The 16204-nt window shown below is 52.8% G+C and carries 15 protein-coding genes; 13 read left to right on the top strand and 2 right to left on the bottom strand.

Going from position 1 to position 16204, the window contains the following annotated elements; genetic code table 11:
* Positions 1 to 125: 125 nt before the first annotated feature.
* From NYE26_RS16090 to NYE26_RS16070, 5 genes are all read left to right on the top strand, one after another.
* Positions 126 to 635, top strand: coding sequence for a GNAT family N-acetyltransferase (locus tag NYE26_RS16090; protein WP_339248856.1), 510 nt, complete (start codon positions 126 to 128; stop codon positions 633 to 635).
* Between the two features lie 84 nt (positions 636 to 719).
* Positions 720 to 1727 (top strand): hypothetical protein, encoded by a 1008-nt coding sequence (locus tag NYE26_RS16085; RefSeq protein WP_339248855.1) that lies wholly within the window; start codon positions 720 to 722, stop codon positions 1725 to 1727.
* A 189-nt stretch (positions 1728 to 1916) separates the two neighbouring features.
* A complete protein-coding gene (locus tag NYE26_RS16080; RefSeq protein ID WP_339248854.1) occupies positions 1917 to 2540 on the top strand; it encodes a TetR/AcrR family transcriptional regulator in 624 nt (207 codons plus the stop codon).
* Positions 2541 to 2550: 10 nt separating this feature from the next.
* Positions 2551 to 3453 (top strand): hypothetical protein, encoded by a 903-nt coding sequence (locus NYE26_RS16075; protein WP_339248853.1) that lies wholly within the window; start codon positions 2551 to 2553, stop codon positions 3451 to 3453.
* A 12-nt stretch (positions 3454 to 3465) separates the two neighbouring features.
* Entirely contained in the window at positions 3466 to 3954 is a 489-nt protein-coding gene (locus NYE26_RS16070) for a flavodoxin domain-containing protein (RefSeq protein WP_339248852.1), read from the top strand.
* Between the two features lie 499 nt (positions 3955 to 4453).
* Here the strand turns inward: NYE26_RS16070 and NYE26_RS16065 are convergent, their stop codons facing one another.
* Positions 4454 to 5407, bottom strand: a complete 954-nt coding sequence (locus NYE26_RS16065) for a Gfo/Idh/MocA family oxidoreductase (RefSeq protein ID WP_339248851.1) — start codon at positions 5405 to 5407, stop codon at positions 4454 to 4456.
* A gap of 116 nt (positions 5408 to 5523) precedes the next feature.
* Between NYE26_RS16065 and NYE26_RS16060 the strand changes: the two genes are divergently transcribed.
* From NYE26_RS16060 to NYE26_RS16025, 8 genes are all read left to right on the top strand, one after another.
* On the top strand, positions 5524 to 6465 hold the full coding sequence (locus tag NYE26_RS16060; RefSeq protein ID WP_339248849.1) for a WYL domain-containing protein: 942 nt from the start codon (positions 5524 to 5526) through the stop codon (positions 6463 to 6465).
* 258 nt (positions 6466 to 6723) lie between these two features.
* Positions 6724 to 8514, top strand: a complete 1791-nt coding sequence (locus tag NYE26_RS16055; RefSeq protein ID WP_339248848.1) for a sensor histidine kinase — start codon at positions 6724 to 6726, stop codon at positions 8512 to 8514.
* The gene (locus tag NYE26_RS16050) at positions 8507 to 9274 is read left to right on the top strand and encodes a response regulator (RefSeq protein WP_339248847.1); all 768 of its coding nucleotides are present in this window, start codon (positions 8507 to 8509) and stop codon (positions 9272 to 9274) included. The genes NYE26_RS16055 and NYE26_RS16050 overlap by 8 nt, the downstream gene beginning before the upstream one ends.
* 130 nt (positions 9275 to 9404) lie before the next feature.
* Positions 9405 to 10694: a sugar ABC transporter substrate-binding protein gene (locus NYE26_RS16045; RefSeq protein WP_339248846.1), complete on the top strand. Its 1290-nt coding sequence runs from the start codon at positions 9405 to 9407 to the stop codon at positions 10692 to 10694.
* An 86-nt stretch (positions 10695 to 10780) separates the two neighbouring features.
* Positions 10781 to 11473: a hypothetical protein gene (locus tag NYE26_RS16040; protein ID WP_339248845.1), complete on the top strand. Its 693-nt coding sequence runs from the start codon at positions 10781 to 10783 to the stop codon at positions 11471 to 11473.
* A gap of 17 nt (positions 11474 to 11490) precedes the next feature.
* Complete coding sequence (locus NYE26_RS16035; protein WP_036726527.1) at positions 11491 to 12405, top strand: sugar ABC transporter permease; 915 nt, start codon at positions 11491 to 11493, stop codon at positions 12403 to 12405.
* Positions 12389 to 13237, top strand: a complete 849-nt coding sequence (locus tag NYE26_RS16030; protein ID WP_076079291.1) for a carbohydrate ABC transporter permease — start codon at positions 12389 to 12391, stop codon at positions 13235 to 13237. Before NYE26_RS16035 ends, NYE26_RS16030 begins: the two co-directional genes overlap by 17 nt.
* Positions 13238 to 13250: 13 nt before the next feature.
* Entirely contained in the window at positions 13251 to 14600 is a 1350-nt protein-coding gene (locus tag NYE26_RS16025; RefSeq protein WP_339248844.1) for an FAD-dependent oxidoreductase, read from the top strand.
* Positions 14601 to 14859: 259 nt separating this feature from the next.
* Here NYE26_RS16025 and NYE26_RS16020 read toward each other — a convergent pair whose 3' ends face one another.
* Positions 14860 to 16101: an MFS transporter gene (locus tag NYE26_RS16020; protein WP_339248843.1), complete on the bottom strand. Its 1242-nt coding sequence runs from the start codon at positions 16099 to 16101 to the stop codon at positions 14860 to 14862.
* Positions 16102 to 16204: the final 103 nt, after the last annotated feature.

Here is a 16204-nt window from a genome sequence, read left to right as displayed (position 1 = left end):
TTCTTTATAGTTTCCCCAAGGGGGAGGGCTGTCCTTCTATCTTACCATGTTTCTGGCAAACCTTGCTCCTGATGAGACAAAGTTATATGATGGGTAGTAAACAAAAACGGTTGAGGTGAACCTGAATGGAACTTGGAATCGAGCTGGTTCCTAAAGAGCAGAAGCAGATTATCAGCAGATTAATGCAGTTCTACTTGTATGACTTTACCCGCTATCTGGAGCTGCAGGTCGACCGTGAAGGATTGTTCCCGTCCTATCCGGGACTGGAGGCTTACTGGAGCAGCGGAAAAAATAAATTTGCCTACCTGCTCACCGTAGACGGCAATGTCGCAGGCTTTGCCCTGATCGACCGTCTGCTGCGCGACCCGGAGGGCGAGTTCTATATGACGGAGTTTTTTGTAATGCAGCGCTACCGGCGCAGCGGCGTAGGAACCTGGGCAGCACACCGGCTGTTCGATATGTTCCCCGGCAACTGGAAGGTGTCACAGATTCGTGCCAACACTCCAGCGAGGGATTTCTGGCACCGGGTTATCGGAGCTTACACCGGCGGTGATTTCCAGGAGCGGTTCAACTCCCGCCAAGGCAATCCGAGTCAATACTTCAGCACATTAAATACGAATAGGGTTAAGAAATAAATTTACCTATTCCTGGCAGGCTTCAGCGCAACTTTGGATCGTATCCAGCGTCTGGTAACTGAGGTGATTAGATTGTCCAAGCGAATGAGCTTATGGGGAGCGGGCTGTATAGCAGTTGCAATAGCAATCAGCACAGGCTGCAGCAATGCTGCGGATCAGGGGTCTTCGGGTGCAGAGCACACCGATCTGGCGTCAGCAACGCCCGCAGCTGCTACTGCAATAACTGCTCCTGCAACCGTGGTTCCGGCTCCGTCTGCAACAGCCGCGCCTGCTGTTAAATCCGTGTCGCTGATTCCCGAAGTACGGGAGTATACAGGAAGCGGCAGTGGCTACGAGCTGGATGGCGTCAATGTCCAAGCAGATTATTCCGCAGACCAGACCTTACCGCTCGGGGTATTTCTGCCGGAGACGATGATCCGTTTTGAACAGGATGGCAGAACGGCATGGGGGACAGCGGACAAGCATAATTATATTACGTTAATTAAGCTAAGCTCTGCGAAGGATACAGCTGGAGGGAAGTTTGAGCCGGGCACGGACCGGAGGCTGCTGAAGTTCAAGGAATATGAAGGGAGCAGGATGGAGGAGGACCGGAGGGTTGAGGCATTTATTTTCACAGCCTATAACGATTCTTACCGGGCCGAAATCCATATTCAGGATGAGCAACGCGATAAGCTGCTTCCACTCTTCACATCCATGCTGAGTGGTATGGAATACCTGGAGAAGCAACCTCCGATTAAGCCGGGAGTGTTCTTCAAAGCCCCTGATGTAGGTACAAGTCCAGGCAACAAGCAAGCGCTCCGGGAGACACTGGACTGTATTGCAGCCTGGGCCGCCGGAGACAAAGAGAAGTTCGCAGCAACTATGCAATCACCGCAGCTTAATGAAGCTCTGCAGTACCTGCTGGATAAGAAGAATGTCTACCGCTTCAATAAACTGACCGTAGTCGGAATTCCTATCGAGGGAACTAAGCGGGCAGGCTTCTATGTGGAGTTTACCCAGATGACCTCTGAGGGCTATATTACTGAGGGCACTTACGAGATTTCATTGCTGCCGAATAAGCAGGGGGAGTGGAAGATCGCTAATATTGATTAGGCAGAGCATCTGCCGAAGCTCGAAAGCTTGAGACACCTGCGGGGTTTCAGGCTTTTTTGCTGTAATGTATTAATAATCACAACCTTCCCAGGTTCCGGCGTCTATAATCTAAGTTGAACGATGTTCAAAAACATTACAGTGTTCAACGAAGCGGAACAGCAACACCCTGACAGAAGGAGTCTAACAATCATGGGCAAAGCAGAGAGACAAGAGCAGGAGCGCGAAGCGATGCGTAATCTGATTCTGACTACGGCTGGCGAGCTGCTGGCGGAGAAGGGGATCAGGCAGCTGTCGATTCGCAAAATCGCTGAACGGATGGAGTATTCGGCCGGCATTATTTATCACTATTTTCAGGGAAAAGAGGACATTGTGGAGCAGCTTCTTCAGCGGGGCTACCGGGAGCTAATGGGCGGACTAATTGCCGGATCGGAAGCTTCACCGGATGAAACATCTCCAGAAGAGCGCTTAAGACGAACGCTGAGACAGTTCATAAAAATCACAACCGCAGAAGGCTCACAGTACCGGAGTATGATGCTGAATGATTCTCCGTCCGTGCTTAGCCACACCGGGGTGTTGCATCAGGGGGCTGCCCTGGAACGCAGTGGGATCGCGGGTCTCTGTGATACGCTCCGTCAATTCAGCGGGATGGCCTCCTGTGAGGAGAGGGAGCTTGAGCTCACTGCCCAAATCATCTGGAGCGCAGCATTCGGGCTGATTATGAGGCTGATGGTGGAGGAGAATCTGCCTGAGGCGCAGAAGGAGGCTCTGATTACCCGGCACATAGAAGCCATGGTGCATATTGCACAAGGATAGGAGGATTAGAATGAGCCATAGACGAACGATTACCTTTTTAACGTGGATGGTGATAGCGCTTGGTGTTGTTGCGTCAGGCATCGGGCTATTTTCAGGGGAAGGAGCTGAGGAGAATGAGGGGAGCCATCCCATCTTCACCACCATCCGGGGAGAACAGATTGAATTGTACGGAAGCGGAATCTACAAGAATGATTCTTTGTCCGCAGCAGCACAGGCGATCGCTCAGGATGGCGTTACTTTAGTGGTGGGCATTCCTTTGCTGCTCGTATCCCTGCTGCTGAGTCTCAGAGGAACGATCCGGGGTCGGCTGCTGCTTGCCGGAGCGCTCGGATACTTCACCTATACCTATGCTTCATACAGTTTTCTGGCCATGTATAATGATCTGTTTCTGGTCTACGTCTTGCTGTTCTCGGGCAGCTTATTTGCATTTATTTTGGTCTTTCGCTCGGTGGAGCGGGAGGGGGTGTTGATGAAGACGAAGCTTCCGTGTAAAAGCATTGGCTTCATCCTGCTGCTGATCGCCTTCCTGATTATTATGCTATGGCTGGGCCGGATTGCCGGCGGCTGGCGGAATGGAACCGCACCTGCTCTGCTTGAGCATTACACCACGTTGGTGATTCAGGCACTGGATTTAGCTGTATTGCTTCCGCTCATGGTTCTAACAGGCGCATTGCTCGTCCGCAGACAGTCTTACGGTTACCTTCTGGCTCCTGTTGTTCTGGTAAAAGCCGCAACCCTGCTGACCTCCATCTCCTCCATGATGATTGGGATGCTGAGGGCAGGAGTTCATGTCTCGATGGTAGAGTTGATCCTGTTCCCAATCTTCAATCTGGCAGTCATCTGGTGTCTCATTCTTGTACTGCGCAACGCGCAGGAACCCGCACCACCTGCAAGCCCATTACCTATAGAATAGAGGCGGACTTAAGTGAGCAACCGGATCTTGATCGTGTATGCAAGCAAATACGGATGTACGGAAAAAGCCGCTTTACTGCTGCAAGCCAGGCTGAACGCGGCCGAAGTGGTGAATCTGAGAACTGGCAAGTTGCCGGTTCTAACTGGCTATGACACAGTAATTCTAGGCGGCTCCATCTACTATGGCAGAATCCGGAAGGAGATGACTGCATTCACAGCAACGCACAAGCAAGAGCTTTTAACCAAACGGCTGGGATTGTTCATCTGTGCAGGAATGACAGGGGAGAAGGGGGAGGAGGAACTGAAGCAGGCTTACCCTGAGATTATCTACAACAAGGCGCTTGCCAGGGAGATTATGGGCGATGAGATCTACCCGGACCGGATATCTGCGCTCGATAAGTGGATTATACGTATGGTAAAAGGCAAGGAGCACAAGACCGGAGGCGGGCTGTCCATGGATAAGCTGGAGCGTTTCGCGCATACGATGTCGGCAGGCGAGTAGGGTAGGGGACGAGGGATAGTTGTAATGAGCAGGGACTGCAAAGTAACATAAAAATAATTATGTTAACTTCCGCCATATCCCCTCACCGATTAATCGCCAAACGTCTAGCATCTAACGTCGCATGATGATTTAACATAAATCTACCCCCTATAATTATAATATTTCATTATATGAAAAATTCATAATAGTAAAACAAAATTACCTGCTCTCCTAATTACTACGCTCAAATCCGGCACATTACAGTAACTTAGCAACTAACAAAAGGAAAAAGTGAGGCCAACCCCCTGCCAAAACAGGTTCTCGCTGTCAACCCGGGCGAGATTTCGCACCAGAATCCTGAAAATACATGGAAAAATGTATCTTGTATCAACGCTTTCCGATAGATTTCCTTAAGCAATTGGAAAAACAGCATCTACTGGAGGAAATTATGCTTATTTGCGGGCAAACAGCCTGAAGAAGTGCCATTTTTCCAATTGTTACCCCATCCTGGGCTGTATAATCACAAAGCTACTGTGCCCGCTGTAAGCTGATCCGTCAGCTTAGAGGCCATATCCACGGACTTCAGTGCAGATTGCAATGACAGTTGGGAGAGGGTCCCGTTCTGCAAAGAGAGCAGGGCATGCCGCAGGCTTTTCTCATAAGGATTGTTCGGGATTACCGGGATAACCGTCTTGCCCTCAGAAGTATAGCTGGTCAGGCTGGCTTCAACCTCTCCGTTCGCAGCATTGGTCTCATGGAATACCAGCTTGCCGCGCTCAAAATACGCTTCGTAACCCACCGTGAACGGGTACGCTTCCGGCATCTGTGAAGAGACGGTTAACTGCGCACTAACACCGGCCTTAGCGAAAGAAGCATGAACCAGCGCCTGACCGTCCACACCTCCAGAGGTCCCCCAGACGGAAGTGGGTACAGGGGTGTCCAGCAGCCACGCGATAGCATCCAGGTCATGAATCATCAGATTGGCAGCGATGGCAGACAGGCCCAGATCTCCCCACACCGGAGCGGTCTCCCTGCGGAAGCTGACATGCAGCAGTTGGCCGTAGGCGGATTCACGGGCGGACTGTTCCAGGTATTCATAGGCATAATCGAATTTGATGAATTGATTGACGAGGATTCTGCGGCCATACCGCTGTTCGGCATCCAGCAGTTCCCGTCCTTCTTCAGGCTCCAGAACAACCGGCGTCTCGCAAAAGACATGTTTTCCCCGTCTCAGTGCCTCTACCGCATAGATCTTATGTAGCGCAGAAGGCAAACAGAGATCGATGACATCCACTTCGGGATCAGACAATATGTCCTCGATGGACGTTGTAACCTCTACCCCCAGCTCATCCCTCAGCTTCAGCAGCTTGGCTTCATTTCTCCCGAAGACCACGATCCGGTTCACGAACTCCATTTGCTTCAGAAGAGAGGCGTGATACGCCCCGAATCCAGTTCCCAATATACCAATATTCATTTGCAGCAGCTCCTTGATTTTGATACATTCATCTTAACGCAGTATTGTTGACAACAGAGTGGCAAGAATAAATGACGAATAAGAAGGTTTGGGGGAGACGCATGCGGCTACACCGTTTGATTGCTATACTTTTACTGCTTGAATCCCGGGGCCGGATGAAGGCGAACGAGCTGTCCATCGCCCTCGAAACGTCCGTCCGCTCCATTTACAGAGATATCGATGTGTTGGCGGAGTCTGGAATCCCGCTGGTCACCACCACCGGGCCGAACGGCGGGATTTCGCTCATGGAAGGCTATACGGTGAGTCTGCGGAGACTGCATGGGGAAGAGGTGGTCCAGCTATTTTTGACCGGGATGGGAATGCCGGCGGGCGGTTCAGGAGAGACCAGTCTGCTGCTCAAAAATGCGCTCCTGAAGCTGGAAGCAAGCTTGCCTGCTCCGTATCAAGAGGATATCCGTACCGCGCAGCGCCGGTTTCTGTTCGATGATACGCCGTGGTGGAGCGGTCAGGCAGCGGTGCCGTATCTTGAGATTCTGCGCACTGCGGTGTGGCGGGGACGGAAGATTGCGGCAGAGTACCTTAAGGTGAATGGGGAGAGCTCGCAGCGGAAGCTGCAGCCTTATGGACTCATCGTGAAGCAGGGGGAATGGTATCTTGCCGCCTACTGCGAGAGCGCCGGGGATCTGCGGACATTCAAGTGCGAACGGTTCACAGCCGTTACTTTATTGGAGGAGACCTATGCCATCCCTGAGCATTTCTCCCTCCAAGCATACTGGAGTCAAGCAGAGCAAGCCTTCGTTCAGACCAGCAGAGCGCGGGAGTTCTATCCGGTGGTCATCCGTACCCGTGTTAAGAATGAACAGATGTTGCAGGGGCTGGAGGTTATGAATACCGGATCTGATGGAGATGCCTGGCTGTTTACTGTGAATATGTATGATTATAGCTCGGCCTGTGCGAGGGTGCTGCCGCTATTGGTTCATGCTGAAATTGTGGGGCCGCCAGAGCTGAGAGAGTATATCAGCAATCAAGTACGAATGTGGGATAAAATGTATAATTGAAACAAGGCGACATAATCAATATTATGTTAACTTATTCTACACTCGAAGAGTGAAAATAATAAACCCCAGACCTTGCTTTTCAGCAGGTTTGGGGTTTATTGACTTTGTTGAACCGTACCTTTTCCAAACATAAGAGGATAGAATTCAAATACGGAACATTATACGATAAACTGTATAGAGGTTTGGATGTCAGATAACTTGACAAAAGGAGGACATGAGATGCTGCGGAGGCTGATCCTACGGTTGAGAAGAAGTAAAATGCGTACCAGACTGCTGCTCTTGTTCACCATGCTTACGCTGCTGCCGTTAAGTGTGCAGGGGATGGTGACGTACCGTCATTTCTCCTCCACCTTGAACGAGAAAACAAAGCAATATACGGTGGATGTCGCCGGACAGGCCAACGCCAATCTGGACAGGCTGCTTAAGGATCTGGAGCGGTTGTCGCTGATGCCTCTGTATGACGAGCAGGTGTTATCTATTCTGGCTAAATACGATGGTCCTATGGGCTCAGGCACATGGGCGCTGTCTGATGATTATCAGAAAATGAAGCTATATACCTCCGCACAGGCGTACGATCGTCCTGAAATCGGGGGTATCCATCTGCTGAGCAACAGCGGAACCCTGTTCTCCAACGTGGAGCCGTTGGCAGTCAACACCTCATGGGATGGCAGGCATGACGAATGGTTCAGCGCCTTGGAACGGTCGGACGGCGAGTGGATCCTTCTTCCTCCGCATCATCCCTCTTATTATGCCGGAACCGACCCCTCATCCTATATTTCGGTAGCCAGGGTGATCAAGGAACCCAGAACGCTGAAGCGTCTGGGCTACATACTCATTGACGCTAAGCAGTCAGCCTTCGGCTCCGTCTTCTCGAAGCTGAAGATTGAACAATCCACGAACCTGATGATCATTGACGGAGACCAGCGCTTGCTGTATGAGCAAAAGCCGGATAACCGGCAGTCGGCCTACGGCGAGCTTATGGGCTCCGGGCGGATTAAGGAGCTGCATGGCGGGGAGCGGGAGAGGCTGGGAGGCACAGATTATTTGTTTGTCAGCCATAAGTCCCCGTATTCGGGCTTATCCGTCATCGGTCTCACTCCCATTGGAGTCATGCTGAAGGAATCACGTGCGATGATGATTTTTACGTTATGGCTTGCCCTCTTTTGCCTGGTGACGGTGCTGTTGCTCGCTTATGCGGTATCGTACCGGATCACCCTCCCTCTGGTGGAGCTCAAGAGCAATATGTCCAGGGTGGAGCGGGGGGATTTCAACATGCGGGTCAGTCCGCTGGAGGGAGATGAATTCGGGCAGCTCGGGCGCGGATTTAATAAGATGATGGAGGAAATCAACCGCCTGTTTCATGAGGTACTCGTGATTGGACTCCGGGAAAAGGAGGCTGAGCTGTCTGCCCTGCAGAGCCAGATCAACCCGCATTTTATCTATAATACGCTGGAATCAATCAATATGATGGCCGTCCAGCGCAGGCATGATGAGGTATCCGATATGGTGTCCGCACTGGGCAAGCTGCTTCGCTATACGATTGACAAGGCCGGCCGGCTCGTATCGCTGGGAGAGGAGATCGCGTTCGTAGACTCCTATGTGCGTATCCAGCAGATTCGTTTCGGCGGGAAGCTGACGGTGCATAACGAGATTGAAGAGGAAGTGCAGCATTTGCGCATACCGAAGCTTACTATTCAGCCGCTGGTGGAGAATGCCATCGATCACGGGATCGCCGGGCGCGAAGAAGGGACGATCTGGGTGTCAGCGCTGCGTTTTGACAACGAGCTATTGATTACGGTCCGCGATGACGGGAACGGACTGGAGGAGGAGGAACTCACGGCGCTGAACCGGGAGATCCAACAATCTCCTTCCATGGATTCGCTCCGGCGCAGCGAGGAGGAGAGTCTGGGGCTGCGCAATATCGGCCAGCGGATCAAGCTGCTGTACGGGGAAGGCGGGAGCCTCACGGTTGACGGAAGTCCGGGACAAGGGCTGGCCGTGACCATTACGATAACGATACCGGAATCAGGGGGAGAAGAGAATGTATAAAGTGCTGCTCGTAGAGGACGAAATCGTGATTAGACAAGGGATGCGCGAGCTGATTAGCCGGTCGGCGCCCTTTTTCGAGGTGACAGCTGAAATGCCGGGCGGACGGGAGGCGCTCCTGTACTTAAAGTCCGAGCTGCCGGATGTGATGATTACCGATATCCGCATGAAGGAAATGGACGGACTGGCGCTGGCCGAAAAGGTGAAGTCGATGTATCCCGGGCTGCTGGTCATTATTGTGAGCGGATACGGCGAATTTGAATATGCCCAAAAAGCCATTGAATACGGTGTCCTCCATTACCTGCTCAAGCCGGTCGAACGCCATGAGCTGGTTAGTGTGATGGAAAAAGCACGGCTGCTGCTCGATAACCGTCATGGCATCACTTCCCTGGAACAGACGACAGGCCCGCTGCGGGTGGAGAGCGGAGGAGATACACGCAAGATCATACGGGATGTTAAGGAATATATCAGACTGCATATTGACGGTGATCTGCGCCTGCAGACGGTAGCTTCCCATGTCAATCTGAACGCTACGTATCTGAGCCAGCTGTTCAAGGGGGAGGCGGGCTGCAATTATTCAGACTATGTAACCGATTCCCGGATGGAACGTGCGAAGTGGCTGCTCAGCCATACCCAGCTCAAAATTTATGATGTCGCCCGCCTATCCGGCCATCAAAGCCCGAAGCATTTCATGCTGGTATTTAAGCAGCAGACGGGGATGACGGGTGGAGAATACCGCAATCAATATAATAGTCAGGAATGAGGTGTTAGTTAATCTAACGTAAAACATAAATATAACGAACCATTCCTGTATTTTGGATGATTTCTACACCGAATACGTCTCCTTTATACTAAAAGAGTCATTAAAACTAACATATCAAAGGGGGATATTCATGAAAAAAGCAGGAGCAATGCTTCTTTCAGCCATGCTGCTGGGTTTAACGGCAGGTTGTGCCAAGCCCGCAGCAAGCGGAAATGCCGAGAGTCCCGGGAAACAGGAAGATGTGGAGTTAAAGTTCTTGATGTGGGGCAATCAAGGGCATATGGATGTGTACAACAAGCTGATCAGCCAATTCGAAGCAGACAATCCGGGTATTAAGGTGACTATGGATTCGGTGCCATTCACGGATTATCAGCAGAAAATATCGGTGCTGGCCGCAGGGAAATCCCTTCCGGATATCGCCTGGGTCTCGGAGCGGATGATCCCGCAGTTCAAGGCTAACGGGATTCTGGCGGATGTCTCCTCCTTCAAAGACGATGCTTCCTTTAACCTGGACGATTATATTCCGAGCACACTAGACTTGTTCCGGGACGGGGATCAATTGCTGGGCCTGCCGTTCTCAACACCGCCGGTGGTCATGTTCTACAACAAGACATTGTTCGACAAGGCGAACCTGACAGACCCGAATACGCTGGCCTCCGAAGGGAAATGGACCTGGAAGACCTTTGAGGAATCGGCCAAAGCAATTGCTGTCAAAGACGCTGGGGGCCGGGTATATGGCGCGAATTTCTTCCGTGACTGGAAGACCTGGGCGATTCTATCTTCGTACGCGTGGTCTTATGGAAGCGGCCCGTTCAATGAGGATCTGACCGCATTCACCTGGAATGATCAGTACGGCGTAGAAACGATGGAGCTGCTGGAGCGGATGATGTATGAGGACGAATCCCACCCGAAAGCAGGCGAGCAGATCAGCTTCGACGCAGGGAATCTGGGCATGTTCTTCGACAACTACAGCTATGTCTCGAAAGCGCGTGACATTAAAGGGTTTGAATGGAGCATTGCTCCGATGCCGTCCGGCTCCGCAGGCAGTGTTCCGATGCTGGGCCAAGCAGGTTATACGCTGTTCAAGGACAGCAAGCATCCGGAGGAAGCCAAAAAGCTGCTCAAGCTGTTCGCCAGCCAGTCAGGCATTGAGGCGACATCCACCTATTTCGTACCTCCGCGCAAATCGGTGCTCAATTCTGATGCGTTCCTGAATCAGCCGAACAACCCGCCAGCTGAGCACATCGTGCAAGCGGTTATCGATGAAATGCCGAAGGCGCGCATCATTCCAGGCCACATCCGCTGGCAGGATATCGACAATGCGGTGCTGCAAGGCTTTGACCGCCTGTTCGGCAGGTCCGCGTCCGCCAAGGACAATATGGCGAAGATGCAGAGCGATGTCGAGGCTATTTTGAAATAAGACTCCGGGCAAGGGGCCGTCAACCGGCGTTCAGCAGAGTGCAGCGTCCGGCTTGACGGACCTCCCGAAATGGGGAGCGAAATACAATGGGTAAATTGCAGCAAAGATTGGAGCAAAGCGGCTTGTCCTTGATCATCAGCCTTCCTGCCAATGATGTAAGACTGGCAAAGGCAGCGCTTGAGGAAGGCGCGGATGCATTGAAGGTTCATTTTAATGTCGGCCACCGGGCCAGCGGTACGCATTTCGGTCCGCTTGACAGCTATGAAGACATTTTTAGCGAGATCCGCTCTTCCTTTGACGGTCCCTTGGGGGTAGTTCCTTCAGGCAGCTTAGAAGGTGTGGCGGAAGAAGAGATTAGGCGGCTTGCTCCGCTCGGGTTCGATTTCTATTCGATCTATGCCCATCATCTGCCGCCCTTTATGCTGGAGGATCACGGCTTGGACCGGACCTTTGCCATTAATGACACCTATGATCTCAGTCAGGTTCAGGCAGGGGCGCAATTCGGGATCACGGCGCTTGAAGCTTCAATTGTGCCTGGCAGCGAATACGGTACGGGACTTAGCTTCGCAGATCTGCTGAAATACCGGTATTTGGCCGACCATTCCGGTCTTCCCGTGCTGGTGCCTTCCCAGCGTAAGCTGCTTACAGGAGATGTACCTTCCTTGCAGCGCGCGGGAGTGAAAGCGATCATGTTAGGTGCGGTGGTGACGGGCAAGACAGAGGAGGAGCTGCGGCGTGCGGTTAGCTCGTTCCGTGGTGCTATAGACAAATTGAGCTAGGGGCGGTGAATTCCGGCATGAACAGAAAGGTCAAGAGACGAAACAAGGGTCCGCTTGCCCGCGAGGCACAGGTGACCGGATGGCTTTTTATATCGCCAATGCTGCTCGGGTTCACGTTATTATTGTTATTTCCAATGGGGAAAGCGCTCTATATGAGCTTAAATGACTGGCCGCTGCTTGGCGGGCACCGGTTTGTCGGTCTGGATAATTACAAGGATATTGCGGTGGACCCGCTGTTCTGGAAGGTCTTCGGCAACACGGCTTATTTCACGCTGGGTCTGGTGCCGTTTAACATTGTGCTGGCTCTGATGCTGGCGCTGCTGTTATCCCGAAGCTTGAAGGGCATCGGCATCTTCCGCACCGCGATCTTCGTTCCCGTGATGACTTCGCTGATTGTATGGTCCATCGTCTGGAAGTATATGTTCGCCACCGATTCCGGGCTGATCAATCAGCTGCTGATGTTGTTCAACATTAAAGGAGCCGCCTGGCTGTATGATGAGAGACTGGCGATGCCAGCCGTTATTGTGACAAGTGTACTGAAGAACGTGGGCCTAAATATGGTGCTCTTCATCGCTGCGATCCAGCAGGTATCGCGTTCGTTATATGAGGCGGCTGAGCTGGACGGGGCAGGCAAGACCAAAACCTTTTTCAACGTGACCCTGCCTATGATTACGCCCACCGTATTTCTGACCGTGGTGATGACCGTAATCGGCTCGCTGAAGGTGTTCGGCCAGATCTATGTCATGACCCAGGGCGGACCGAGTAACAGCACCAAGGTGCTGGTCTATTACATCTGGGAAAAAGCGTTCAAGCTGTTCCAGATGGGCTACGCTTCGGCGCTGGCATTTGTGTTGTTCTTTGTCGTGTTGATCTTGACTCTGCTGCAGTGGCAGCTGCGAAAGAGGTGGGTATTCAATGAAGGCGACGCCTAACACCAGCAAAAGGCTGTCTGTAGCAGGAGTGTATGCTGCATTAACGGCGGTATCGCTGATTATGCTTGTTCCGTTTCTGTGGATGCTGTCCACTTCCTTCAAACGGCCGCAGGATATTTTCACCTACCCGCCGCAGTTGATTCCGCCGGTATTCCAGTTTCAGAATTATGTGGATGTCTTTACACTGATCCCGTTTCACCGCTTCTATTTTAACAGTGTCTATATCTCGTTTGTCGTCGTGGCGGGAACGGTATTTTTCGCTTCGCTGGCCGGTTATGCTTTTGCCAAAATTCCCTTCACAGGCAGAAATGCTGTGTTTCTGGTGCTGCTCAGCGCCATGATGATCCCGCATGAAGTGACGGCGATCCCGATGTTCCTGTTCATGCGCGACCTGGGCTGGATTGACACGCATCTGCCGCTGATTCTGCTGCCGATCTTCGGCGCAAGCGGCGTGTTCGGAATCTTCGTCATGCGGCAATTCTTCATTACTGTACCCACGGAGCTTGAGGAGGCGGCGATGATCGACGGCTGCAGCCGGTTCCGCATTTACTGGACAATTATGCTGCCGATTGCCCGTCCCGGCATGGCGACACTGACGATCTTCACGTTCGTGTCCATCTGGAATGAGTTCTTCGACCCGCTTATTTTCATTAATACGCGTGAGCTGATGACCTTGCCGCTGGGATTATCGTTGTTTACAGATGAAGTGGGCACTTCCTGGCATTACCTGATGAGCGCCACCGTCATGGCCACCGTGCCGCTGCTGATCGTCTTTTTCATGGCGCAGAAGCGGTTCATCGAGGGCGTAGCTATGACGGGGCTGAAGGAATAGCACACATAAAGGAGTGGATGATATGAATCCTGCAATAGAGGCAGATGTCGTTGTCGTGGGGGGAGGCCCGGCAGGAATCACGGCGGCCATTGCTGCCGGACGGCTGGGGGCGCAGACGGTGCTCATTGAACGTTACGGATTCGTGGGCGGGATGTCTACCGCTGCTATGGTCTATCCGTGGATGACCTTTCATACCGATAGCGGCGAGCAGGTTATCAAGGGCATCGCCCAGGAAATTGTAGACCGGCTGCAGGCAAACGGCGGTTCGCCGGGCCACCTGCGGGATACGGTCGGCTTCGTCCATACGCTGACGCCATACCATCCTGAGATTTATCAAGTGGTAGCTACAGATATGCTGCATGAAGCGGGAGTGAAGCTGCTTCTGCACAGCTTTGTGGATGAGGTGATGACCCGTGACGGCGTGATCGAACATGTGGTAGTGACTAATAAATCCGGGCGTACGCCTATCAAAGGGCGCATCTTCGTGGATTGCAGCGGAGATGCCGACGTAGCCAAGCTGTCCGGGGCCGAAACGCTGCAAGGCCGGGAGGGGGATAACCGTTCCCAGCCGATGACGATGAAGTTCAGAATGCGCGGCGTTGATCTGCACAAGGTCAAAGCGTATATGATCAGCCATCCCGAAGAGTTCTACAGCAAAACGCCGATTGCCGAGCTGCCGGACCTGCCATTGACCGGGGTAAGCGGATTCTACTCGCAATGGAAACGGGCCGAGGTGCCGATCAACCGTGACCAGGTGTTGTTCTTTGCCGGTCCGGCAGACGATGAGGTGTTGATCAACTGCACCCGTGTCCAGGGGCTGGACGCAACGAATGCGGAGGATCTGACCTTGGCGGAGCAGGAGGGCCGCAAGCAGGTGTTGCTCATGGCCGAGTTTCTGAAGCGCGATGTTCCGGGCTTCGAACGGGCCTCAATCTCAGCGGTTGCGCCGCAGATCGGCATCCGCGAATCGCGGCGGATCAAAGGCTACTACCAGCTGAGCAAGGAGGATGTCGTAGAAGGCCGCAAGTTCAGTGATGTCATTGCCCGCAGCGGCTACCCGATCGACATTCACGATCCGTCCGGCAAGGGGGTCACAGCCTCCTTCATCGCCGGAGACGGCGCGTACGATATTCCATACGGCTGTCTGCTATCCGCCAATGTGTCCAATCTGCTGGCCGCAGGCCGATGCATCTCGACCTCGCACGAAGCGCTAGCCACGACCCGGCTGACGCCAAGCTGCATGGCCACGGGTCAGGCGGCCGGAACAGCTGCGGCGCTCGCGGCGGCTGCCGGGGTGAAGCCGCAGGCGCTCGATATCCTTCAGCTGCAGGAGCAGCTGAAGCGGGATGGGGTAGTTTTATAGAGCTGCGGAGCGGGAATGTAATCGGAAAACCGATTACATTGGGCACTGGGATGGTTCGTAGGCGGAATGTAGTCGAAAAACCGACCACATTGGGCTAGTGCAGCGGCGTTTAGTTGCAGTATAATTATTATTTGCGACATAATAATTATTATGTTAACTTATTAACGATCATAAGAGTTAAAAACAATGATAAGTATATATTAATAAACCCCAAATCCGCCTTACAGCAGGTCTGGGGTTTATTTTCGTCTCACATAGCTCAAGCACCAAGCTCACGCTGCGCACTTACTTCAGCAAGCTCGCGGATGCGGAGTCTTTTATGAGCGGTAATCAGGAAAGGAAGGCCGAGCGCCGTGGTCAGCGCAAGCGGTACGAACACAGCGGGCCCGTTCAGAGCGCCGAACTGATCCAGCAGCAGTCCTCCGAGAATAGGTGCCATTACGCTGCCCAGATTATTGAAGCCGATCGTGCCGAAATAGGTGCCTTTCCACTCCGGCTTGGCAATCCGGTCGATCAGCATATCCATCATCGTGAAGAGCAGAACCTCCCCGACCGTGAACAGAACCACGCTGAACATCAGCAGGGGCACCCCTCCGGGCATTCCGAACAGCAGCAGACTAAGGGCTACGCAGACATTGCCCAGAATGAGCGGGATAATCGGCGCGAACTTGCTGGCTGTACGCACGATGGGATACTGTACGACCAGCACCGTGACTGCATTAAGCGACAGCATGTAAGAGAAGACTTGGCTGCCATTGCTGAAATGGGTGTTCATCGCCAGAAATTGCGCCAGTGTAGAGCTAAAGTGGCCATACCCGAGGACGCAGAAGATGGTTCCCAGCAGAACAGGCAGAAATACCTTATCCCTTCCGGTGACCGCGAGCGCATCCAGCAGCTTCGGCGTCCGCACTTCTCCATGAACAGGCAGGCTGGCACGGTGCACCGAGAATTGCAGGAACAGAACAAGTCCATAGGCGATATAGACAATCCCTGCGATCACGAACGGGAAGGTGGACTTGGCGGAGCCGAGCTGGAGGCCGATAATCGGGCCGAAGACCACACCCAGATTCACCGCGGCATACCGCAGATTGAAGACCAGCAGCTTTTGCTCCGGCGGGGTGATATCTGACAATAATGCCCGTGAAGTTGGTTCAAATACGGCGCGGCACAGTCCATTGAGCGTGTTCACCAAGAAAAACACCCATAAATGCTGCGCTGCGGCGAAGCCGAAGAATACGCAGGCCCAGCCGAACACGGAGACCAGCATGACGATCCGGCGCCCGATCACATCCGAGATATAACCGCCGTAGAAGCTGATCATTACCCCTGCCAGCGAGCTGACGGCCACCGTGAACCCGGTTTGGGTAGCGGAAGCTCCAAGCACCTGCGTGAGATAGATCGAGAGAAAAGGAATGCTCATTGAAGTAACCAGCCGGCCGAACATCGTTCCAATGATGATGGTCCAGGCCAGCGGGTGAATGTGGCGCAGATGTTGTTTCATTTGAATCCCTGTCTCCTAGTCAATGGTTTGAATTTGAAGCATGCTTCTTAGCGAATGATTATGTATAATTGTATAGAACAAAGGGGGAAATAAAAGTGTAAGA

Source organism: Paenibacillus sp. FSL P2-0136 (assembly GCF_037975325.1).
Lineage (GTDB): Bacteria > Bacillota > Bacilli > Paenibacillales > Paenibacillaceae > Paenibacillus_AQ > Paenibacillus_AQ silagei.
This window is presented reverse-complemented; position numbering and strand designations above follow the sequence as displayed.